Source organism: Arthrobacter sp. AZCC_0090, from assembly GCF_014207375.1.
Lineage (GTDB): Bacteria > Actinomycetota > Actinomycetes > Actinomycetales > Micrococcaceae > Arthrobacter.
On the sequence record NZ_JACHEE010000001.1, the window covers coordinates 23638 to 46218 of the forward strand.

Here is a 22581-nt window from a genome sequence, read left to right on the forward strand (position 1 = left end):
CTCCCACCATCCATAGTGTTATTGCAACCGATCTCAGCAATCGATCTCATACTTAGCAAAGGGGCTGGCAGATGAGTGGACCACGCACGATCATCCTTGGTGCTTCGCACTGGCACATCCCGCTCTGCGCGCGGGCGATCGGCGAAGAACACCAGGTCGTCGGCATCAGTGACGAGGACGCATCGCTCGTCCGGGGTCTTGCGGAAGCGTGGAACGCTCCCGTGGAGGCTGACTGGCGGAACTTGGTGGATCTGCCGGATCTCGGGCTTGCCTATGTCTTCGGCCCGCACAGTGGCATGGCGGAAAAATGTCTTGCGCTGATCGAGCGCGGCATTCCGTTCGTGGTAGAGAAGCCTCTCGGAACCTCCCTTGCGGAACTTTCCGGGGTGCGGAAGGCCGCGGAAGCGGCCGGTGTGCCAGCGACAGTCCCGTTGGTTCAGCGGGGCGGCCCCACCGACCGTTGGCTGGCCAAGGCTGGTCGTCCGACATACCAGAGAATCTCCTTCGTCGCCGGGCCGCCCTCGCGCTACCTGGATAACGGCAATCCTTGGATGCTGGACCCCGCTGCTGCAGGTGGTGGTTGCTTGGCGAATCTGGCACCGCATTTTGTCGATCTTTTCCTGCAGAGCTGTAACGAGTCAGCGGAGAACGTAGGTTCCCGGCTCTCTTCCGTTCTGCACGGTGCGGGTGTTGAGGACCATGCCAGCCTCATTATTACCACCCCGAGCGGACGTGAAGCCATCATCGAGGTGGGTTACGCATTCCCGGGTTCGCGGTTGAAGCGCTACTGCAGCTTCACGTCGGCGGGCGAGGCCGGATTCGCATCTGTCGACTCAGACGGTTCTGCCACGTTCACCACGCTGGACGGGGCGACGGAGTCCGCCGTGATCGACGTCGACAGTGACCCTCTCTATGATCTGTTCGTACGCCGTGTCGCGAAGACACTGGAAGACGGATTCCGAGGGCTGCCAACACTGGCCCAGCTTGAAGATGCGATGCGCCCGATTTGGCAGGCATATGACGACCACGAAGGAAGAGAAGATGGCAGACCTTAGTATTGACGTTGTCGCGAAGGCGGCCGGTGTCCACCGCTCTACGGTTTCCCGGGCATTCTCCCGGCCGGAAGCGGTAAAAAGCGAAACCCGGGAGCACATTCTCCGCATCGCCGAGGGGCTCGGCTACACGATGAGCCCGCTCGCCCAGGCGTTGCGTCGAAAGACCAGCACCTTCGTCCCTCTGATCGTGCCTGACATCACCAACCCGTTCTTTGCGGAACTTGCCAAGACCATGACGCAGGCCGCTGATGAGCGCGGCTACCAGCTGCTGCTGTGTGTCACGAACGGAGACCCTGCCAAGACCGAGGGGTACTTCACCGCGATGCAGGCCATGTACGCGCCCTTCGGAATCGTCGCACCCTCGACGAAAGTCGATACCGACGCCCTCAAGCGCTTCGATTTTGGCCACCGGGTGGTGGTGATCGACCGCGTGGACGGCGACTCCTCGGTTCCAACCGTCACCGTTGACAGCCGCCGCGGAATAGTCCTGGCCCTAGAGCACCTGCGTTCCCTGGGGCACACCTCGATCGGCTACGTTTCCGGTATCTCCGGGACCCACACTGCGCAGGACCGGATGGACGCGTATCTGGAGCTGTCAGCGGAAGGCAGCAGCACGCCGCTTGTACTCGACAGCGGCTCCGATCCGGACGCAGGGGCACGCGCGGCAAAGCACTTTCTTGAGATGGAGAATCCCCCGACGGCGATTATCGCCGCCAATGACATGGTCGCCTTCGCGGTGATCTCGGCCCTTGGCCAAAGCGGTATCCGCGTGCCGGAGGACGTATCGGTCATGGGCTTTGACGGCTTGGCATTGGGCGCCCGGTTCAACCCGCCTCTGACCACAGTGCGGCAGCCGATTGCTGACATGGGAAACATCGCGATTGAGCTGGCAGAGAAGCAGAACCTGAACGGATCGGTAGACCACGTCGTTCTGGAACCTGAACTTCTGGTGCGCGCCTCCACCTCAGGGCCGCGCAAATGACCGGAGCCAACGCCAGGACGCTGCGACGGCTGCCCGGGCTGCGGCACACCGACCACGTCGGCCTGACGGTTCCGAACCTCGAGGACGCAATCAGGTTCTTCGTCGAGGTACTCGGTGCCGAGGAGTTGTACCGCTCCGACCGCGGACCCGACCCCGAGTTCATGCCCACGAACTTCGATGTCCCTGCTGATGCCCGGCTCACCCTCGCCATGCTGCGACTGCCTCCGAACCTGAACATCGAGCTTTTCGAATGGAGCAGCGCAGAACGGCGGGAAACCCCGCCACGGCATTGCGACGCAGGCGGCCACCACCTGTGCTTCGTTGTGGACGACGTGGACGAAGCGGTCGCCGTGCTGCAGGAAACCCCGGGAGTACGCGTGCTCGGGGAGCGCAAGGAAGTCGCCGGCGACAGTCCTCGCGTGGCGGGCAACCGCTGGACTTACTTCATCACCCCCTGGGGGCTGCTGATGGAGATCGTCGACCGATCCCGCGTCGCAGCCCCACCACGGCTGGTCGGTCCCGCGGACTGGGCAGCAACTCAAGACACTTTCAGGAAGGACGCTTAAATGCGACTGGCAGGCCACACTCTAGGCACTCCGAACCATACGGTCCCCCAGGCAATCAGGCTTTTTCGAGCCGCAGGTCTCGATGCCGCAGAAGTCATTTACCAGGATGGCTACACTTCGGGTCTCCCTCAGGGGGACAGGCGCGCCGCCATGGAGGCATTGAGGGCGGCGGAAGATGAGGGCCTGCCCATCATTGGACTTACGCCCTACACCACGGCAATCAACGCTCTGGAGGAGAGTGAATGGCGCGGCGGAGTAGACGAATTCCGCGGCGCGATTGAGACCGCGCATCTGCTCGGGGCCGACCGGGTGCGCGTGTACGCGGGATCCTGGCATCCGGGGGACGCCGATCACGCCGGGCGATGGGCGAGACTGCGGGAGGCCCTGCAGACCCTGGCGCCTGAGGCTGGACAGGCCGGGGTGCGTCTGTGCGTGGAGAACCATTTCGGCACCATGACCCAGACTGCGGCCGAAACCGCGGCGCTCGTTCGGGAGGTTGCGCACCCGGCTGTTCGTGTTCTCTACGACCAGGCCAACCTGACCTTCACCCACGACGAGACATTCGAACAGGCCTTTGATGTTCAAGGCGAGCTGATCGGTCACGTACACGTCAAGGATCTCGTGTTCGCCGATCCCTCGGCGGCCTTCCGCGCAACGGAAACGGCCCGCGTCAACGCGTCCGAGCGTTCCGTCCGGTCAAGAGTTATCGGGAGCGGTGTGCTTCCCTGGCCTGAGATTCTCGCTGCGCTGCTGCGCCACGGCTACGATGATCTGCTGAGCATCGAGTATGAGTACCGCTGGCACCCGCAAGATCTCCCGAGCCCGGAGGACGGGTTTCGGGAATCAGCGGCCGCCCTGCGCGGAATGCTTTCTGATCTGGCTGAAGTGCAGGAGGCACGATGAACGCCCAGCGTCTGCGCGTCGGCGTCATCGGCGCGGGAAATATTGCCTCCATTGCCCAATTGCCCACACTCGTACAGCGCGACGATGTTGACTTGGCTGCCTTGGTGTCACGGCGGAAGGATCCGGGAAACCTGGTCCGGCGCTGGGGTTTCGGTGCCGCATACCGGTCAGTGGAGGACATGCTGGCCTCCCAGGACCTGGACGCCGTCTTCGTCCTCACTCCACGGTCCGAGCACGCGCACGCCGTCCAGCTGTGCCTAGACAATGACGTCGACGTGTTTTGCGAAAAGCCCCTGGCTCCGGCCACCGAGGAGGCAGGACGTTTGGCGGACCTCGCCGACGAGCGCAGCCGCATCCTGATGGTCGACTTCAACCGCCGCTACGCACCTGTGTACGTGGCAGGGCGCGAGGCATTTGGTGAGAAGGGCGCTACCTTCTGCGTCGCCCAAAAGAACCGCCCCGGTTCGGAATACCGCGCGACGTTCGAGAACGCCATTCACATGGTTGATCTGCTCCGCTGGTACTGCGGCGGCGAACCCGTGGACGTGGCCGCGCATGCAGCCGGCGATGACCCTTGGGAAGAAGACGGCGTCGCAGCCATCATCCGCTTCAGTACCGGCAACACCGGAGTGCTGATGGCAGCTCGAACCGCAGGTGCCTGGAACGAAAAACTGGACGCCTACGGCGACGGAAAGACCGTGGAGGTACGTGCACCCGAAACAGTATCGACCACTGTCAGCGGCGTCACCACATCACGCGAGCTCAGCGCCGAGGCCTACGGTTGGGCCACAGCGACCGACACACTCGGATTCTCCGCCGCCGTCCACCATTTCCTGGACCGCGTCGCCGACAGGGCGCAGCCCCTCACCTCGGGTCGCGAGGCCGTCCACACCCAGCGGCTGCTCGACCGGGTTCTCGCAGCCTCCGGGCTGCCCACAGAAGAACAAGACGGCCGCCAATGGGCAAGCCACGCCACGAGCGGCCAAGGCCGCTGAGCAGCAAAAGGCAACAGGTTGAGCATCCACGTGGTTGGCTTTGCCGCAAAGTAGTGGCCCACGAAGCAGTCAAGACCGAAACCACCGGACACGTCAGAAAACACACCTTACGTAAGGATCAATGAAGATGAATCGAGTAGCTGTCACACTGACCGCAGGGGAGAAGCGGGTCAGCCGCGCCATGAACGGCAGGACCAAATGAGCCTCAAAGACCACGTTGTCCTGGTAACCGGATCAAGCGGCGGGATCGGTGACGCAGTTATCGACGCACTCACAGCCGCGGGCGCCCGCATCATAGGCGCCGACCGCGCCCCCAAGGCAGGCCAGGCACTGGCGGACTTCTTCCCGCTCGACGTTACCTCCGAAGAGCAATGCTCCGGCGTCGTCCGCGACATCACGGCGAAGTACGGGCGCATCGATGTGCTCATTCATGCAGCGGGAGTACTAGGCACCACCCCGGAAATAATGGAGACAACGACGGAAGAGTTTGAATCCATCATGCGGATCAACTCCTCCGGAACATTCTCGATGGTACGAGAGACGGCGCAGTCGATGCTTGGGTCCGGTACTGCAGGCGCGATCGTGATCCTCTCGTCCGTGGCAGCAAAAGAAGCGCGCCGCAACTACCTGCCCTATAACGCCAGCAAGCTTGCCGTGCTTCACATCATGTGGTCATTCGCTGAGTTGCTCGGTCCCAACGGCATCTCCGTCAACGCCATCGCACCAGGCCCGGTGAACACTCCCATGTGGGCGCAATTCGCAAAGGACTCCGGTCCGGACGCCGCCGCCAACCGGGCCAAGCGGGCAGCCCAACTGCCGATGCGCCGATTCGCCGAGCCAAATGAAGTCGCCCGCGCCATCCTTTTTCTGGCGGATCCGGACAACCGATACATTACTGGCGTAACTCTCGATGTCGCAGGCGGAGCTCACCTTGGCATGGGAACCTGATCCAGGAGCCTGCAGAACGCGCACAGACAAGACGAATCCAATCGAAAGCTACGGAAGAGCCAAAGTTGGAGAGCGTCGCCGGTGAACCCTGTGCCGCACAAGTCAGACATTCCAGCAAATGCCGACTGCGGCGTATCGTCCCTTTTCCGGGTCTGCCCTCGTAGCCAGTATGCGTCCCGGATTGCGCCGTTGTGCAGAAAGTTGTGCAGAAATAGGCCTCGCGTCCTGTTGCCAACGCCTTCGAAGGAGACGTCGTGAGTCCTGCAACGCGACCCATGATTCCCGAGCAGAGGCACCGGGAAATCCTCCGCCTCCTGCGGCGGGAGGGCGTCCTGAGTATCCGCGGTCTCACGGACTACATGAAGGTATCCCACATGACGGTTCGCCGGGACATCACTGCCCTGGAGGACCACGGCCACGTGACCTCGGTCCACGGTGGTGTGCGGCTCGCGGATTTGAACAGCCAGGAGCCGAAGCTGGAACCGGAATTCCGGGCGCGCCCGGAGCCTCCGCGCAAACATTTCATTGCCGAACTTGCCGCCCAGTCGGTGGAGGATGGGATGGTGGTGTACCTCGACGCCGGCACCGCTTGCCAGTCGGTGGTGCCGTACCTGGCCGGCCGCCAGCACCTCACCGTGGTGACCAACGACTTCTATGTGGTGACCAGCCTGTTTGCCTATCCGCACATCGAAACCATCCACACCGGCGGAGCTGTGGACGCCTCCAGCGCCTCGGTCGCATTGCGGTGGATGCAGTCAAGTCCATCAATATTGACCTGCTCTTTCTCAGTACCGGCGCTTGGAACATGTCCAGGGGTGTCACTGCGCCGTCCACGGACCAGGTCGAGGTAAAACGGGCAGCCCTTAAAGCGTCGTCATCGTGCTTCCTGCTGGCGGACAGCATCAAGTTCGGCACAGTATCCCGTTTCAACGTTGCGCCTTTGGAAAGGCTGGATGCTGTCGTTACTGACGATCAACTACCTCCGGACAAGCGAGACAACATCCGGGAACTTGGCGTTAGCGTCCGCGTGGCTAGTCTCAGGAAAGCTGCTCTACCTTAGCTTGCGGCAACAAGCAAAGGCAGGGGCCGGTGCTCCTCCGGCCCATTTTCAAACGCCGATAGGGGTGATTCCGTCAACTGGTGCAGACGGTTTGGCCTTGGCAGGCCGCACGGTCGGTGGTTTGCAACGCCGGCTTCGGTTGAACTGCCGCTCGTTCTGGTCGGACCCTTGTTGTCCCCGGCCGGTGGGTCGGGAGGCCATGGGTCAGGATGACGGTGTGACGTCGATGAGCACCTTCCCGATAGTGCCCTGCTCCACGGCGTCGTGTGCCGCGGCGGTATCTTCGAGCGGGAAGCGCGTTAGCGGCAAGCCATGTTCTTCGCCAACGCGCAACGCACCGGCCTTCAGCGCCTCGGAGACCGCGGCCACGGCGTGCTGTTTCTGCTCGTCCGTGACGGTGTAGGTGAGGATGGACTGGTATCGGACGTTCTTCGTCATGCTTTCACGGATGGGAACCGTCACTGATTCCCCGGGATTCGCCGCGTAGATGGCTATGGTTCCGTTTGGCTTGAGCACCTGCACGTCTGAGTCGATGTTGGCTGGAGCGTTTACGTCAACGATGGTGTCGACTCCGCCGGGGGCTGCCTTGCGGACGGCAGTCACGACGTCGTCGGTGCGGTAGTTGATGGCTGTATGGGCTCCGGCGAGGCGTGCGAGTTCGGCTTTCCGGTCTCCGCTGACGGTGGTGATGACGGTTGCTCCGGCCCAGTCTGCGAGCTGAATGGCAGCGTGTCCCACTGCGCCGGCGCCGCCGGTGACCAGTACCGTTCGTCCTGCCAGGGCTCCGGGGGAGAGCCTGGCAGGGCCGTCCTCGTTCGAGGTCAGCGCCCGGTGCGCTGTCAGGGCGGGGATGCCGATGGACGCGCCTGTGTCGAAGGATTCAGTATCCGGTAGTGCCACTGCTTTGGCCGCCGGTACAACCGCATACTCCTGTGCCGTGCCCTCATTGCCGCCCCAGGCGACGTTCCAGAGCCAGACGCGGTCTCCGATGCTACGTCCTCTCACTCCGGAGCCCACTTCGTCGATCACGCCGGCGCCGTCCTGGTTAGGAACCTTCGGTGCTTCCAGCGGGGTGCTTCCTCCGCCGCCTGCCCGGGACTTCCAGTCGGTGGGGTTCACCCCGGAGACTACCACGCGGACCCGGACCTCACCCGGGCCGGGATCAGCCAGCGGCTTGTCCTGAAGCTTCAGCACCGAGGACGAACCTGTCTCTTCGCACACAATCGCTTTCACGTCTTCTCCAATTCCGTCTAACCCGTGCCGGCCTTACCGAACCAACCTACCGAAGGACGGCGGCCAACTTCCTGTGTAGATGGGCTGTTCAAGAGCTCGTCGAGATTGCGGTCGTCAATGACGTGCCCTCGGAAAGCTGCTCACCAGTGACGTTCCCTGGAAACGGGAGCCCAGACGGGACGTGCCCCTGATCCTCTCGCCGCCTGTCACTCGGTTGAAGAGGAAATCGGGCGGGAACCTGTTGACCAGTCAGTGCTCACCCTTCAATCCGGACGGCCTGCACGACATCGTCGGCACGCAGTGCATGTACTGTTGCCTGGTCGACGGGCACGAATCCTCGGGGCAATTCAATCGGTGTGCCCGCTTCGATGTTGGCAGCTTCCTCCGCAGCGTTCGGCTTCTTCATTGCCTTTGGGGAAAGCAGGACGTCACGTGAGCCGGATAAGCAGCTCCGCCCAAGCCCTCCAACAAACTCCATGACGGTCGATAGGCCAACCGTGGGTCGTGCCGGTGGGTTTCGGCAGGACGTGGGTACTGCAGTGTCGTGCTGTCATTAGGACAAGGCTGTGACGGCTAGTTTCCGCACAATGGCCGTGCCGCCTTCTACGCTCACGTCGGTGCGCAGGTTCCCGGACAGCGGAAACACGAGATCCGTCAGGACGACCCTGCCGTCTTGGGCGAAGACCTCCACGGAGCACTGGTCGACGATTAGCCTTAGCCTTAGCACGCCGCCGTCGAGCTTCACGGGTGCCGACTCAGCCGATGCGAACTTGTCGTGGAAGGAGGTGTTTCCGGAGTTGCGGCGATCCAGGGTGAGCCGGCTCGTGATGGCGTCGAAGCTGAGAACCGTTGCGGCGCTCCCGCTCGATGCGCCGAGAAGCCTGAAGGCAACGGTCCGTGCCGTGCCGGGCAGGATTTCGGCGTCGATCAGTTGGGCTGATCCGGGCACCGCGTCGGGCAGTCTCACCAGTGAGTTGTGAATTTCCATGTTCTGGATGGTGCGGGTCGGCTCCCCACAGTCCAACGGCAGCGCCGGGCGCTGGATCAGGCGCACCAAACCCTCCACCGTCGCGAGCTCGACCTCGCGGGCAAGGGACATCGCGGAGCGCCACGGAGACGTGGGCAAGGAGTTGGCATAGTCCCAGTTGTTCATCCAGCCCATCATGATGCGGCGGTTCTCCGGGGCATTGCTGAAGGAGACGGCGGCGTAGTAGTCGCGTCCCCAGTCGAGCCAGAGACAGATTCTGAGATCCGTGGTCCCATCGGCATCCGCTGGAACCAGTGAATCAAAGTCGGCGGTGAACTGCACCCCATCGAAGTCCCCGACGAAGTACTGCCCTCCCGAGCCGCCGGCAACGGCACCCGGGTTGATATTTACCACCATGACCCACTTGACGTTGTCCGGGTCTCCGTCGACCGGGAGCGGGAACAGGTCGGGGCATTCCCATTCGCCTCCTGTGGCGTTTGCAGGGCCGAAGGTGCTCAGGTATTCCCAGTCTTTGAGGTTGGCCGAGCGGTACAGCACAACCTGCTGATGCTGTGCCTCCACCGCCACCATAACCCAGCAGGAACCGGCCGGTCCCTCATGGCGGAACACCTTGGGATCCCGAAAATGGGCCGAGCCGCGACCAAGCACCGGGTTGCCTGCGTATTTGCTCCACGTCATGCCGGCGTCCGTGGAGAACGCGAGAGACTGCGCTTGTGTCCCTTGGTGCGCCGAGCCTTCCTTGAAGGCGCTCGTGTAGATGGCCACCAAAGCCGGATTTTCCATTGTGCCAAATCCCGATGTATTGCCGTCGTCCACCACGATGCTGCCTGAAAAGACGTCTTCTTCCTCGTCGCAGGCGATGGCAACCGGGTGTTCGGTCCAGTGCAAAAGGTCGGTTGAGGTGGCATGTCCCCAGGACATGTTGCCCCAGACGTTGTCGAAGGGGTTGTTTTGATAGAAGAGGTGGTAGACGCCCTGGTGCCACACGAGTCCGTTGGGATCGTTCAGCCACGTGTTCTTGGCTGTGTAGTGAAGTATCGGCCGGATGCTGGGGGCGTTATCTTCGGCGGGGCCCCCGGCAAAGTGCGTTGTCGTTTTAGTCATCGGAGTTCTTTCGGGAAGTTTGGGCCAGTTCCAGCGATCGGATAAGTTCTGCCCGTGTGGGCGGGTTCGCTCCGTGCCGCCCGACGGTTATGGCCGCAGCGAGCGAGGAGGCTGTTCCCAGGCGGCTGAGTTTGCCGTAGCCGAAATCGTCCTCGGGGTCCTCAATGAGGCCAGCGATGAGCGAGGACATGTAGGAGTCGCCTGCGCCGACGGTGTCTTTGACGAGTACTGGCGGTGCCGGCACTTCGATCTCGGCGGCATTCGAACGCAGATAGGATGCATCCACGGGCTGATCCCCGGAGCCGGCCGGTCGAGCGGGCACTCCGCGGGACCTGGGCGGTGGACTCAAAGAACGAGGGCCTCTCGCACGCCGGTTCTGAGCCCCAGCGTCAACGCTCAGTACACGGCTGCCTTCGGTTCCTGACCCTTTCCCCCGGACCAAATTGAAGGGACCACCCAGCCGCTAATCCGGCAGGGCGGTACCTTTTCTTGAACTCGGCGATGAACGCATCCAGATCGCCCGACCGGCAACCCGGACCGGTGCGGGGGATCAACATGGTGAACTTGCTCAAGGTCCCCACCAAGGATTACGGACGGCCGGCTGGGCCTTGGCTACGACGACGTGGTGCAGCGGTGAATGATCGTCGTGCGGAACGGCGAAAAGTCCCTTGTCTGGGAACGCGGACGGCGTGGGCCACACGTGCTCACTCGTCCCTCGCCTAGACGCACGCTTCCGGATGTCTGCCGCTTGGGGCACGGTTTAGAACACTGGTCGCCAGGTCTCGACGGCGTCGTCGCTGACTGCGACGACCTCGCGCCAGCGGTCGAACAGCGAGCAGGGGTGGGAGATGCCCAGGTCCACGATGTCGCCGACCTGCAGGCCATCGGAGTCGTCCACGATGGCGTGGTGGTCGAAGAGTCGGGTCAGCGTGGCGCCTGCGCCGGCAGACAGGAGCGCCCCGTTACGGTACCTGGAAACGATCGCCGGCAGGCCGGCGTCGTACGCCAACTCGCGCTTGCCCGCGTTCAGGACCACGCGCCCGGCTTCCGGGGCAGAGATGACCAGCGCCCGCACCACGGCCGCCGCGGTGAGGCCGGGGACCGGGGAGACGCTCTGGTAGGTGCCGTGGTCGTGCACGACGTAGCAGCCTGAACGGAGCACGTTGACGGAGGCGTTGTGCGGCAGGAACGCGGCCGCGCGGTCCTGGAATGCAGAGCCGCCGTTGCTGAAGACCGGTAGCTCCACCTCGAAAGCGGGGTGCAGTTCATCGAAAATGTCGCGTGCCAGGCGGCAGTGTGAATCGATCCCGGCCAGGTTTTCATCCGTCCGGGTGTTCGGTGCCACGCCCTCGTAGGCGCTGACGCCGGCCAGCAGGAGGCCGCTGGCGGCATGGATTTCCGCGGCCAGGGGCCTGGCCTCGGCCGCGCTGCGGATCCCGGTGCGGCCGCCGGGGGTACCGACGTCGATCAGGACGTTCAGCGGCCGGGGCGAGTCCTCGAATACCTCGGCCATGGCCCGGATGCCCGCCGCCGAATCGGCCAGGCAGTAGATCTCCAGTTCCGGCGCGGCCGCCAGCCAGGCACGCAGCTGCTCGAGGTGGCCGCGGAACAGCATCTCGTTTGCGATGAGGATCTGGGTGGCACCCCACTCGATGGCGTGCGCGGCCTGCGCGGTGGTCGCCACGGTCACGCCCCAGGAGCCGGGCAACTGCCGGCGGACGATCTCGCCCGTCATGGTGGTCTTGATATGCGGGGCCAGCACCATGCCGTGCTCCCGTGTCCAGGCCTCTTTGATCCCGATATTGCGCTCGACGGCGGCAACGTCCAAGAGCATCTGCGGCAAGGTGTGGAGCGGGAGGGCGGGGTCAAGGTGCGGCATGCGGTGCGATTCTTTCAGGGCCGTTCGGGAAGCTGGATACCCGGAAATCCTATCCGGGTTCAGTAACTAGAGAACCCTTGGACAGATCTCGGTGAATGACAAGTAGTGGCCACTCAGGCGGTAGCCGGGCGGAGTGAGTATGGTCTCTCACGTGTCAGACCTTTCAGGCGCATCGTCGTGTGGCTGGCTGCCACGAGCTGAGTTCAGGCCATAGGAGGTCAAATCATGTCCGTCATCATTGCGACCAAGCTTTCCGGTGACACGAGCGTTTTCGCCAAGTCGCTTGAGGAGCGCGCGGACGAATACCGACAGTGGGGCGAGCGCGGCCGGGCTGCGGGCGCGATCCACCATCAGTTCGCGGTCGGGGACGGGTTTGTCCTCGTGGTCGACGAATGGGAATCGGCAGAGGCATTCCAGAAATTCTTCGGTGATCCCGAGATCCAGGCGTTCATCGGCTCGGTCGGCGGCGATCCCAAGGTAGCCCCTGAAGTCACCATGGGGGAATCCGTCGACTCTGCGGACAAGTACTAGCTGAAGATCCGGGCCGATCCCGGCATATCGGTCCCTGTCAACGTCCAGACTGTTCGTCCGCGCATGCTGGCCGCCGTCCAGCGGGAGATCGCGCCGGACGAAGTTGGCTCGGCATGGGGGCCTGCGGTGGGCAAGGTCTGGGACTTCATTCGCAGTCAGCCGGATCTGTGGAGGGATGGACACACCATGGCGGCCGGGGGGAGCGGAAGGCTAGGGGCCTTCGGGGTCCACCAGAACGGCAGCGCCGGTCAGCGGGCAGCAGTTGCGGGGACGGCTGATAGCAACTCCCGATAGCGGGGGCGCGGGTTCTGAGCGGGGTCCTCCGTGGGTTCGAGGAGCAATGACATGACCCCGTCATCCCAACGCGGCCCTCGCCGTCGCGCGCGAATCCTTACGGGTCCGGAAAGGGGGCGCTGGGACAGGGCGGATCGGATTACTTTAGCCCTCGCGATCGATTTGCAGATAGCTGAGTCCGCTCACATCGAGCCAGTACCGCGCGGGCGTCTCCACGAGGCGCAGCAGCACGCCCTCGCAGGAAGCGCAGCGCACAACGACTCCCGGCGCGTCAACGTACACCATTGTCTCCGCGAAGACGCGGACGGCGCCGCAATGCCTGCACTGTCCGATCGCGGCGACGATATCGAAGCGGAAGAGTTCCCATAGCGGTCCTGCCACCGCGTTTCCGTCCAGGTGGGCTATCGCATTGCCTGCAATTCCAGCGATGTCCTGATCCTCGAGGCCCGGATCCTTAGCGCCCGGAGAATCGGAGCCGTTGTTACCACTCACCGGGTTCCTCCTGTTCCGCCGAAGCGCTCGGTCTTGATCGACGCGGCGGGATATCCCGCCTGCACCAGCCATTCCGCGACCGTTTCCACAAATACCGTCTGGCCACAGATGAAGATGTCCGGGGCGGGGTCCTTCGGCAAGATGGTGGCCAGCAGGGGTTCTGCCGTGAGCCGTTGCGGGGCAGTCGGCCAACCCTTTGGCACCTTGCGAGTGTAGACGTAGTCGATGATGAGCTTGCGGGATTCCTGACCCAAGGTTTGGAGTTCTTCCCGATAGAACCCCGCCTCGGGTGACTTGAGCGAATAGAGCAGCCGGAACTGCGCCGGATTTTCCGATGCGTGGTGCGCGCGGATCATGGACATGAGCGGCACGATGCCGGATCCTCCGGCAATGAGCTGAACGGGGTTTGTGTCCGTCGGTTTCCAAACGAACCAGCCACCCACCGGCCCTCGGATCTCCAACTGGTCCCCGACCGCCAGTTCCCGGACCAAATAAGGGGAGACTTCTCCGTTGACCAATTCGTCAACGGTGATCTCCAAGGTTTCGTCCATACCTGCCCTCGCCACGGAGTATGAGCGCACGGCCGTGTAACCGTCGTCGGCAGTGAGGCGGATGTCGATGTGCTGTCCGGCGAGCTTGCCGTTCTGCCCGTTCACCCGCAGCCCTATGGTTCTGGCGCTTTCCGTTTCGGGCATGCTGCTGACGACGTCGGCCACGCGCCATAGCGTGCTCATCCGGCGCGCCTCATGAGTAGCGCTCCTCCCGCCACGGGTCGCCGTGGGTGTGGTAGCCATTGGATTCCCAGAAACCGGGATCATCATCCTGCGTCAACTCGATGCCATTGATCCACTTTGCGCTCTTCCAAAAGTACAAATGCGGCACAAGGAGACGGGCAGGGCCGCCGTGTGCGCGCTCAAGCGGCTCACCGTCGAACTCCCAAGCCACCCACGCCCGGCCGCCAAGAAGGTCCGGGAGGGGCAGGTTGGTGGTGTATCCGCCGTAGGAGTGAGCCATCGTGAACCCGCAGCTTGTTTCCACGTTCTCAAAAAGAGTGTCCAGGGACACTCCCCGCCACGAGGTGCCCAACTTGGACCAACTGGTCACGCAATGGATATCCGTATCGATATCCATCTGGGGCAACGCCATGAATGCATCCCAAGACCACGCATGACGCTGCCCGGCCTCAGTGGTGATGAAGAATTCCCAGTCTTCAATGGGGATCCGGGGCGCGGGGCCGGCCGTAAGGACCGGGAAGCCGCCGGTCTCGTATTGGCCCGGTGGCAACGCTGGATTACCGTTCTGCCGTCTTCCATGAAATCCAGACGAAATGATGCCCACCATGTACCTCCGACGCGGAGACTCAAGCCGATTATGCTCAGTTCCCCCACGATAGGGCAACGGCCGGGCGGGGTCTAGACACCGACGAGACTCATCTATAGTGCTCGCGAAACGGGGTGCGTGCCTCATTTGGGAAACGCTCGCGAAATCACCGGGCCGCCACGGGCACGGCGGTGACGATGAGGGATGGACCTGTCGTTGCGAACGCGTAGGGATGTCTCGAAGAAGGACGCCACCGATTATGCGAAGTTGTCGAAGACGGCCAAGGGCCTGATTTTAGACGAACTCGTGGCTCTTGCCGTGTGTCCCGGGCCAACGCCCGGCGGGCGCTGTCGGAGAGAACGGGCGGGAACCCGGCATGATTCAGGCGCTAGCAGCAATTCCACGGTCATGAGACCGGGTCGATCGGTATTTCCAAGACTTTGTCACCCTCGATCCACGTGCTCCGGGTGCCGAACTGCCTGCTCAGCCGTTGCATCCGCTCAGCGATTCTCCCCGCGTTTCGGCTCGCCAGCCGGGTTTGTAGGCGGGCGATGTTCGTCGGATGCAGGCACAGCATGCGAGGTGCGTTTCCTTCTGTTTCCAGGAGGAAGACGAATGACTGATCGTTGCGTTCATCCGGGTCAACGGCATAATCATCCACAAAGTCGCCGGCGCTGTAGACAATGGGCCGGCCCCTGTAGATTTCGATGCCGCGGAAGATGTGGGCCGAATGCCCGAACACGACGTCGGCCCCCGCGTCTATCAAAGCCCGGGCCAAACTCTGATGCGCGGGCGGGACCGTGGACCCCCAATTGGCGCCCCAGTGTGCCGAAACGACCAGCAGTTGGTTGTAGTCTTTCGTCCGACGGACCATGTCCAGCAATTCCTTCACCCGGCCGTCACCGGTGTCCACAGGGACATAGTGGATTCCCGGAGTTCGGGCGGTTGCCTCCCAGCCCGGTTCATTATCGGTGAAAGCAATAAAGCCGACCGCAGTTGCTCCCATCCACCGGACCACCGGTCGGCGGGCAGATTCCAGGTCTATCCCTGCCCCGGCGTACAGGATCCCGTGCTCATCGAGTGTCGCCAGCATTTCCAATAGCGCATCGACTCCATAGTCGAACACATGGTTGTTGGCCAGCGAGACCACGTCGATCGCCGCGGAGCGAAGGCTCTCCACGTTCTTGGCATCCGAGCGGAAGTGATACATCTTCCCGGCCGCAGGCGTTCCGTCGTCCGCGAGAACGCATTCTAAATTGGCGAATCGGATGTCAGCCTGCCGGAGGACCGGGAGGGTATCGCCCCAGGGATAGTCCGGAGCTGCCACCTTGAGCTGGTCGTTAACCAACCGGCCGAGCATGACATCTCCGAGGAGGGCAATCTGCATTCTCCACCTCCAACGTCGCAGGTCTTTGCTATCAGGATGGGCCGCTTCGCCGCCTGGTGCCAGTCAACCGACAGCCGCAATAGCCGCCGTCGAACCCCAAGGAGTCACGCTTCAGCGGTTGTTCGCGGAAAGGCCTCGCACGGTTTGGATTCGAGGGGGATAGTTGGATCAGGAGGCCGCCCTGCGTGTATTTTTCTTGCTACCTTCCAGTCAGGACGTGGGAGTGCGGCAGCTTTGATGGGAACGTCGCGGCGATGGGGATTTTTCAGGACAGGGCTGACGCAGGGCGACAGTTGGGCCTGCGGCTGGTGTATCTGCGTGGCCAGGAAACAGTCATCCTAGGGGTGCCACGCGGCGGGGTTCCGGTCGCCTTTGAGGTTGCAGCGGCCCTGGACGCGCCACTGGATGTGATCGTTGTGCGGAAGCTGGGAGTTCCGTCCGAGCCTGAACTCGCGATGGGCGCCATCGGGGAGGATGGCACATATGCGCTCGAACGAAGCGTCCTCGCAGCCACAAGGGTCAAACAGGAAGAACTGCGGTCCGTTGAGCGGCGGGAGCGGGCTATCCTCGAGGACCGGGTGGCCCGATTTCGCGCTGGCCGGGGCCGCATCGATCTGAAAGACCGCATCGCCGTCGTCGTCGATGACGGAATCGCTACGGGGTCAACCGCCAGGGTGGCATGCCGCATTGCACGGAACTTGGGGGCGGCGAAAGTGATCCTGGCCGTTCCTGTCGCTTCGGCCGACGTCCTCGCGAGATTGACGGAGCCTGACGAGGTGGTGTGCCTTGCTACGCCTCCGCGGCTTACGGCTGTCGGCCACCACTACCGTGACTTCTCGCCGACGGGCGACGACGAGGTTGCGTCGCTGCTCGCCGCCGCTGCCGAGCGCTTGGAAAATGCCTCTTTAAGAGCAGGAGACCGTGGCCTAGATGAGGAAGTCTAGATCCCTCTGACGGGTCGTGGCTTCAAGGACGCCTTCACTTGCCCGGATCGATTGCGGAAATGGTGGTGTTTGCTCATGGCAGCGGTAGCGGCCGCCACAGCCCGCGAAATAGATTCGTCGCCACAACGCTTCAGCGGGCTGGCCTGGGGACCTTGCTACTCGACCTGCTCAACCCAGGGGAGGAGTTCAATCGTGCCAAGGGGAGGACGTCCGGATCTGGCGGGTGCTGGGCTTACCTTTGTCCGCGCGCCGACGCTCTAGATTGTCGGCAGCGCGGATCACCGGGTGCTCGAACTTAACCGCAGGGCCCAAGACGTGATGGGCTGCCCCAACCGGTTGGAGCTTGTCCCGGGGGCCACGCACCTCTTCGAAGAACCCGGAACATTGGAGGCGGCGGCGATTCTCGCCGTGGACTGGTTTGTTCAGTGCCTGCCGCACAGATAGGGCGGCGCGAGGAACCGACAGGCTTGCATGGCGCGAGGAACCGACAGGCTTGCATGGGTCCCTGGGTCCTCGAACGTGATCAAGCGACTGCGATCTTCCGGGCGCCGGCGTTGACGTCGGAATGGGAAAGTCTATCCGGGTGGGGGTGCAGATCCGGCCCGCCGGGTACTAAGCCCACCACACCCGGACCGGCACAAGATCAGCGGCCGCCGGGACCTCAACCCAGGAGCCGCTCATCCAGGGCTCACAGATCACGCTCCGGACCTGACTCCGGGGTAATGACGCGCACGCCACTGTCCCGAAATGCTGCTTCAAGCTCTTTGGGAGGGTGAGAGTCGGTGACGAAATAGTCTGCGCTATCGAGCAAGCCGACCTGAGCGAAGAGCTGCTTGTCGAACTTCGACGAGTCTGCCAGCACGGCAACTTGGGTGGCGCGGGACATCATCTCGCTCATCATGGCAGCTTCCCCGACATTGCTTGTGGTGTAGCCACCCTGCACTGACACCGCACCGATGGCGATGAGCGCCAAGTCGCAGCGAATGTCCAGATCGGCCCCGCCGGTTGCGATCCGCAGACTCGTCGGCCCCGTCGTTGCGAGAGTAGTCGCGCGGACGGAGCCGCCGAAGATGTACAGTTCTCGCCAGACTGCGGGGTCCAGCTCCGCTGGCACGAGTAGGTTGTTCGTGGCGATGGTCAGGTCCCGGTGGTTATGGAGTGCGCGCGCCACCGAAAGCATGGTTGTTCCGCCATTCATGATGATCCCGGTGCCGTCGCGAACGAGTTGAGCCGCAAGGGCGCCGATCCTTTCCTTCTCCGAAGCCTGCAGGCCAAGGCGCAGATCTACGGCCTTCTCGACTCGAGAACTCATCGCCACGCTGACCGCGCCGCCATAGGTACGCACGAGAAGGCCCTCGCTGTCCAGCTGGTCGAGATCGCGGCGCACCGTGTCGATCGAGACACCGAAACGATCGGCCAGCGAACCTACGGTCACCTGGCCGACTTCGGTGACGTGTGCGACGAGCTGCGCCTTTCTACCCGCTGGGTGCCTGCGCGAACGCCCTTCGTCCATGGTCATGCTGTCTAACTCGCTCACGCTGCGATGCTAGCACCTGAACCGCCTCTCCCGAAGCAAGTGCAGCAAAGAACTGCAGAAGTGTTGCACAACGGGATGTTTGATCGTTCTTCAGGTCGCACCCGTCGATATGCGTAGGAGGAGTTTGCCGTTCTTATCATTTTTAGTTAGCTTCTTTGCACTTCTATGCTTGCGTTTGCGGCATTTGCAGGACTAATGTGTCCTATATCACGCAGCGAATGCGCATGATTAAGCAATTACACGAAGGAGTGGACATGAGCACGAGGAGAGGCCGCCGCCCGCGGCTGCTCGCAGCGTTAGGCGTAACCGCCGTTGCTGCGCTCACAATGTCAGGTTGCAGTGGCTCGTCCTCCGGTGGTGCCAGTGCCACCGGCGATGTCACCCTCGAGTTCGCCCAGTGGTGGGAGCCAGAGCTCCCGCAGGGATCCCTGGCCAACCTGATTGACCAATTCCAGAAGGCGAACCCACACATCAAGGTGAAGCTCCTCAGCTCACCCTTTTCCTCAGACCAACAGCAGATGGTTGCTGACGCAGCCTCCGGACAGCTACCCGACGTCCTCGGCCTCGACGGTGCCTGGGTGAGCGATTTCGCCAAGCAGGGCGCGATCGCCGACCTCTCTCCGCTTCTGAAAGCTGACAATTTCTCTGAAGACCAGCTGGCAAGCGAGGTCAAGGTCAATGGCAAGGCCTACATGATCCCTGCGGTCAATTTCGTCTACCCCTTGTTCGTGAACAACGACCTGCTCAAGCAGGCCGGCGTAAACAAGGCGCCGACCACCCGCACCGAGTTCCTCGACGCAGCCAAGAAGATCAGCGCCCTCGGCGGCAACGTCAAGGGTTGGGCCCTGCCACTCGACACCGCAGTCCCCAACGGCATCCAGAACGACGTCATGTCCTGGGTTTGGGCATCTGGTGGCAGCATGCTCAAGGACGGGGAACCTGACGTCACCAACGCCCAGGTCAAGAGCGGAGTCGACTACGTCAAGAGCCTCTACGACGCGAACGTTCTAGTCCCCGGCGCCCTGACCATGAAGGAACAGGACAAGGTCGAGAAGTTCACCAACGGCCAGGTCGGCATGGTGATCGACTCGCTCGCCCACATCAACCTCATCAAGAAGAACAACCCCAGCCTCAACTTCACGGTGGCAGCGCTGCCTTCCGAGGATGGCTACACCGGCAAGCGTGGCATCCCGTACGCATCGTGGGGTGTTGGCATCTCGAACAAGTCCGAGCACAAGGCGGAAGCGGCCAAGCTCGTTGAGTTCCTCATGAGCAAGGACACGAACGCTCAGCTGAGCAACCTTGCAAACGGCTTCCCGGGCAACAAGACGGCGACGCCCGACTTCAGCAAGAGCGATCCGCTGTTCAAGACGGCCTTCGACATCTACCAAGCCGGTTACCCGGCGAATGAGTTCACCGGCCTGCCGAACGCCGACCAGCTGCAGCGCACGTTCGACGAGCAACTGCAGCGGACCCTCACCGGAAGCCAGAGCGTCGATCAGACACTCAGCACCGTTCAATCCGCATGGAAATCCATCTTCTGACGTCGAAGATTCGACGGGGTCGTGCCGTCCAGCTTGCGGCACGACCCCACAAGGGAGTTTGAGACATGAATCTGTCTTCTACCAACGTCGAGGGACCCGGAAGGGTACGGCACGCCGTCGGCCCGCGGTCGACGAAGCGGGGCGCCTCCGGGGTGCGCGTCCACAAGCTCGTCCCGTTCGCCTTCGTCTCGCCGACCCTGGCCTTGATCACCTTGCTCACCGTGGTGCCGATCCTGATGGTTGCCGGCTACTCATTCATGGACAACGTGATCGTCGAACCGAACCCCGTGTTCGTTGGGTTCGCCAACTATGTGAAGGTGCTCACTGATCCTGCTTTCCTTGCGGCGCTCGGCAACACCTTCCTGTTCATCACGTTCAGCACGGTCGTGCACTTGGTACTGGGTCTCGTCTTTGCCTTGCTGCTCAACACAACGCTGCTCGGCAACGTCACCAAGGCAATTTTCCGGGTGGTCTACATCCTCCCGTGGTTGTTCACCATCGCGGTGATCGCCGTCGTCTGGCGTCTCATGCTCGACCCCTCTGGTGTGGTGAACTACGTTCTCGGCACGCTTGGAGTCCAGGGCGCGAACTGGCTGTCCACACCCGAAACGGCATTGGGCTCCGTGACCTTCATCAACATCTGGTCCGGGTACCCGTTCTTCATGATCAGCCTCCTGGCTGCCCTCCAAGGCGTGCCAACCGTGCTACACGAGGCTGCACGCGTCGACGGGGCGGGCTGGTGGCAACGGTTCCGGTACGTGACACTGCCCCATATCCGCCCGGTGATTATCAGCATGGCCGTGCTCGACCTCATCTGGACGTCACAGCAGTTCGCCTTGATCTGGATGACCACGGGCGGGGGCCCACTCAACGCCACGGAGGTGCTCAGCACCTACACATACAAGCAGGCCTTCAGCAACTTCGATTTCTCGGCGGCCTCCGCGGCTGCGGTCGTCGTGCTGCTGCTCACTATGGTCCTTGCCTTCTTCTACGTACGGCAGCAAAGGGTGCGTGATTGAGATGAGCAACTTGACTCTTCAGGGACGCAGGGACGAAAAGATCGACATCCCTCGCGGGCAGCGGGCCAGAAAGAAGACGCTGCTCAAGGTGGGAGCCTTCGCGGCCCTGGTCCTCGGGGCTCTGTATGCGGGGCTGCCCGTGCTGTGGATGCTTTCCACCTCGTTCAAAGCGAATGGAGAGGTCTTCGCACTCCCACCGAAACTGATCACCTCCGGCTTCTCGCTGGACGCCTACACAGCGATCCTCACCGATCCGGCCCGGTTGCGGTTCTTCCTGAACAGCTACATTGTGGCCATTGCGGTGACTATGCTCACCCTTCTGGTCGCGATCCTCGCCGCGTACGGCTTCAGCCGCTACGAGTTCCCTGGCAAGCGGCTGATCAATGTCGTGATCGTCTCCGTGCAAGCCGTTCCACCGATCACGCTGGTGATCCCGTATTTCGGCCTGATGGTCGCACTCGGCCTCTACAACACCTATCCCGGCCTGATCCTCACCCACATGGTGTTCACGCTCCCTTACGCGATCATCATGATGACTGCGTACTTCAACACCCTGCCTCGCGAACTCGATGAAGCAGCCAAGGTGGACGGCGCGAACGCTTGGACCGCCCTGTGGCGAGTGCTCGTGCCCATCTCGATACCGGGAATCGTCGCAGTCGGGGTGTACACATTCATGATCTCGTGGAATGAGTTCCTCTTTGCACTGACCTTGACCCGAACCGACGCCATGCGGACCGTGCCGATCGGCATTCAATTGCTGATGGGCCAGCATTCCTTTGAGTGGAACCAGATGATGGCGATGAGCATCCTGGGGTCGATCCCAGTGCTCCTGCTCTTCCTTCTGTTCCAGCGGAGCTTCATCGGCGGACTCACCTCTGGCGCCGTCAAAGACTGACGTCTCGAAACACCTTTAACCAACACAAGGAGATATACACCATGCTCGTCGACGGAAAAACCATCCTGGACGTCGCCAACACGCACAACTTTGCCATCCCGGCCTTCAACATCAGCGACTGGGCGATGTTTCTTGGCGTGATGGACATCAGCGAGGAGAAGGAAGCCCCCGTCATCATCGCCATCCACCCGGATGAGGTTGCGCATATAACGACCGACCTCATCGCCGCGATCCGTGAGCGCGCTCACCGGTCGAGCGTGCCGGTCGCGATCCACTGGGACCACGGCGGCACCTACGAGCAGATCATCACGGCGATCAAATCCGGTTTCACTTCGGTCATGATCGACGCGTCGCTGCTGCCGTTCGAGGAAAACGTTGCTCTCACCCGCAAGGTTGTGGAGGCGGCGCACGCCGTCGGCATTCAGGTCGAGGGCGAGCTCGGCACGATCGGCGCTAACGACAGCTACGGCGAGTCCGGGGCGGCTGAGATCATTTACACCAACGTCGACGACGCCCTGCGTTTTGTCGAGGAGACCGGTGTCGACAGCCTCGCGATCGCCATCGGGACGTCCCACGGCCTATACCCGGCAGAGAAGAAACCCGAGCTGCGCCACGACCTGCTCGAGCAGATCAAGGCGGCGGTGGGCATCCCGCTCGTGCTGCACGGCGGATCCGGCAACCCCGATGCGGAGTTGGCCCGTGCGGTCTCGCTCGGCATCAATAAGATCAACATCTCCAGCGACATCAAGGTCAGCTACCACAACCGCATGCGAGAGATCCTCGGTACGGACGAGCGTCTGCGTGAACCGAACAGCATCCAGCCCCCGTGCATCGAGGCCATGAAGGTCACCGCCGCTGAGAAGATCGACCTGTTCAACGCTGCCGGAAAGGCAAAGCTCTACTGA

23 protein-coding genes and 1 pseudogene are annotated in these 22581 nt (G+C 62.5%); 14 read left to right on the plus strand and 10 right to left on the minus strand.

The window, feature by feature from the left end:
• The first annotated feature begins 71 nt into the window (after nt 1-71).
• From HNP00_RS00120 to HNP00_RS00150, 7 genes and pseudogenes are all read left to right on the plus strand, one after another.
• Nucleotides 72-1055, plus strand: a complete 984-nt coding sequence (locus HNP00_RS00120; protein WP_184734673.1) for a Gfo/Idh/MocA family protein — start codon at nt 72-74, stop codon at nt 1053-1055.
• Nucleotides 1042-2037 (plus strand): LacI family DNA-binding transcriptional regulator, encoded by a 996-nt coding sequence (locus HNP00_RS00125; RefSeq protein ID WP_184734675.1) that lies wholly within the window; start codon nt 1042-1044, stop codon nt 2035-2037. The genes HNP00_RS00120 and HNP00_RS00125 overlap by 14 nt, the downstream gene beginning before the upstream one ends.
• Entirely contained in the window at nt 2034-2603 is a 570-nt protein-coding gene (locus HNP00_RS00130) for a VOC family protein (RefSeq protein ID WP_184734677.1), read from the plus strand. Before HNP00_RS00125 ends, HNP00_RS00130 begins: the two co-directional genes overlap by 4 nt.
• Entirely contained in the window at nt 2604-3506 is a 903-nt protein-coding gene (locus tag HNP00_RS00135; protein ID WP_184734679.1) for a sugar phosphate isomerase/epimerase, read from the plus strand.
• Entirely contained in the window at nt 3503-4501 is a 999-nt protein-coding gene (locus HNP00_RS00140; protein ID WP_184734680.1) for a Gfo/Idh/MocA family protein, read from the plus strand. The genes HNP00_RS00135 and HNP00_RS00140 overlap by 4 nt, the downstream gene beginning before the upstream one ends.
• A gap of 198 nt (nt 4502-4699) precedes the next feature.
• The gene (locus HNP00_RS00145; RefSeq protein WP_184734681.1) at nt 4700-5449 is read left to right on the plus strand and encodes an SDR family NAD(P)-dependent oxidoreductase; all 750 of its coding nucleotides are present in this window, start codon (nt 4700-4702) and stop codon (nt 5447-5449) included.
• Between the two features lie 275 nt (nt 5450-5724).
• A pseudogene (locus tag HNP00_RS00150) lies at nt 5725-6509 on the plus strand (DeoR/GlpR family DNA-binding transcription regulator).
• Between the two features lie 204 nt (nt 6510-6713).
• Here HNP00_RS00150 and HNP00_RS00155 read toward each other — a convergent pair.
• The 5 genes from HNP00_RS00155 to HNP00_RS00175 all read right to left on the minus strand — a co-directional run bounded on the left by HNP00_RS00155 (nt 6714) and on the right by HNP00_RS00175 (nt 11713).
• The gene (locus tag HNP00_RS00155; RefSeq protein WP_184734684.1) at nt 6714-7742 is read right to left on the minus strand and encodes an NADPH:quinone reductase; all 1029 of its coding nucleotides are present in this window, start codon (nt 7740-7742) and stop codon (nt 6714-6716) included.
• A 256-nt stretch (nt 7743-7998) separates the two neighbouring features.
• Entirely contained in the window at nt 7999-8148 is a 150-nt protein-coding gene (locus HNP00_RS00160; protein ID WP_184734685.1) for a hypothetical protein, read from the minus strand.
• Between the two features lie 147 nt (nt 8149-8295).
• Nucleotides 8296-9834 carry a glycoside hydrolase family 32 protein gene (locus HNP00_RS00165; RefSeq protein ID WP_184734687.1) on the minus strand — a complete coding sequence of 513 codons (1539 nt, stop codon included), beginning with the start codon at nt 9832-9834 and terminating at the stop codon, nt 8296-8298.
• Nucleotides 9827-10120, minus strand: coding sequence for a PfkB family carbohydrate kinase (locus tag HNP00_RS00170; RefSeq protein WP_311770452.1), 294 nt, complete (start codon nt 10118-10120; stop codon nt 9827-9829). The genes HNP00_RS00165 and HNP00_RS00170 overlap by 8 nt, the downstream gene beginning before the upstream one ends.
• A gap of 474 nt (nt 10121-10594) precedes the next feature.
• The gene (locus tag HNP00_RS00175; RefSeq protein WP_184734689.1) at nt 10595-11713 is read right to left on the minus strand and encodes an alanine racemase; all 1119 of its coding nucleotides are present in this window, start codon (nt 11711-11713) and stop codon (nt 10595-10597) included.
• A 225-nt stretch (nt 11714-11938) separates the two neighbouring features.
• On the opposite strand from HNP00_RS00175, the gene HNP00_RS00180 reads away from it, so the two are divergent.
• Nucleotides 11939-12244, plus strand: coding sequence for a hypothetical protein (locus HNP00_RS00180; protein WP_184734691.1), 306 nt, complete (start codon nt 11939-11941; stop codon nt 12242-12244).
• A gap of 63 nt (nt 12245-12307) precedes the next feature.
• Entirely contained in the window at nt 12308-12538 is a 231-nt protein-coding gene (locus tag HNP00_RS22875; RefSeq protein ID WP_221451029.1) for a hypothetical protein, read from the plus strand.
• Between the two features lie 144 nt (nt 12539-12682).
• Here the strand turns inward: HNP00_RS22875 and HNP00_RS22880 are convergent, their stop codons facing one another.
• The 4 genes from HNP00_RS22880 to HNP00_RS00200 form a co-directional block, all read right to left on the minus strand.
• Nucleotides 12683-13030 carry a DUF6510 family protein gene (locus HNP00_RS22880; RefSeq protein ID WP_311770453.1) on the minus strand — a complete coding sequence of 116 codons (348 nt, stop codon included), beginning with the start codon at nt 13028-13030 and terminating at the stop codon, nt 12683-12685.
• Nucleotides 13027-13764, minus strand: a complete 738-nt coding sequence (locus tag HNP00_RS00190; protein ID WP_184734692.1) for an FAD-binding oxidoreductase — start codon at nt 13762-13764, stop codon at nt 13027-13029. The genes HNP00_RS22880 and HNP00_RS00190 overlap by 4 nt, the downstream gene beginning before the upstream one ends.
• Before the next feature lie 10 nt (nt 13765-13774).
• Complete coding sequence (locus HNP00_RS00195) at nt 13775-14368, minus strand: sulfite oxidase-like oxidoreductase (protein WP_184735594.1); 594 nt, start codon at nt 14366-14368, stop codon at nt 13775-13777.
• Between the two features lie 388 nt (nt 14369-14756).
• Nucleotides 14757-15737: a CapA family protein gene (locus HNP00_RS00200; RefSeq protein WP_184734695.1), complete on the minus strand. Its 981-nt coding sequence runs from the start codon at nt 15735-15737 to the stop codon at nt 14757-14759.
• Between the two features lie 254 nt (nt 15738-15991).
• Between HNP00_RS00200 and HNP00_RS23060 the strand changes: the two genes are divergently transcribed.
• Nucleotides 15992-16681, plus strand: coding sequence for a phosphoribosyltransferase (locus HNP00_RS23060; RefSeq protein WP_260404696.1), 690 nt, complete (start codon nt 15992-15994; stop codon nt 16679-16681).
• A 688-nt stretch (nt 16682-17369) separates the two neighbouring features.
• On the opposite strand, the gene HNP00_RS00210 is transcribed toward HNP00_RS23060, so the two are convergent.
• Nucleotides 17370-18218 (minus strand): DeoR/GlpR family DNA-binding transcription regulator, encoded by an 849-nt coding sequence (locus tag HNP00_RS00210; protein ID WP_311770454.1) that lies wholly within the window; start codon nt 18216-18218, stop codon nt 17370-17372.
• A gap of 254 nt (nt 18219-18472) precedes the next feature.
• Between HNP00_RS00210 and HNP00_RS00215 the strand changes: the two genes are divergently transcribed.
• The 4 genes from HNP00_RS00215 (at nt 18473) to HNP00_RS00230 (ending at nt 22581) form a co-directional block, all read left to right on the plus strand.
• Nucleotides 18473-19762 (plus strand): sugar ABC transporter substrate-binding protein, encoded by a 1290-nt coding sequence (locus HNP00_RS00215; RefSeq protein ID WP_221451032.1) that lies wholly within the window; start codon nt 18473-18475, stop codon nt 19760-19762.
• Between the two features lie 65 nt (nt 19763-19827).
• Nucleotides 19828-20781, plus strand: a complete 954-nt coding sequence (locus HNP00_RS00220) for a carbohydrate ABC transporter permease (protein ID WP_184734697.1) — start codon at nt 19828-19830, stop codon at nt 20779-20781.
• 1 nt (nt 20782) lies between these two features.
• Nucleotides 20783-21676: a carbohydrate ABC transporter permease gene (locus HNP00_RS00225; protein WP_184734699.1), complete on the plus strand. Its 894-nt coding sequence runs from the start codon at nt 20783-20785 to the stop codon at nt 21674-21676.
• A 41-nt stretch (nt 21677-21717) separates the two neighbouring features.
• Entirely contained in the window at nt 21718-22581 is an 864-nt protein-coding gene (locus tag HNP00_RS00230) for a ketose-bisphosphate aldolase (protein WP_184734701.1), read from the plus strand.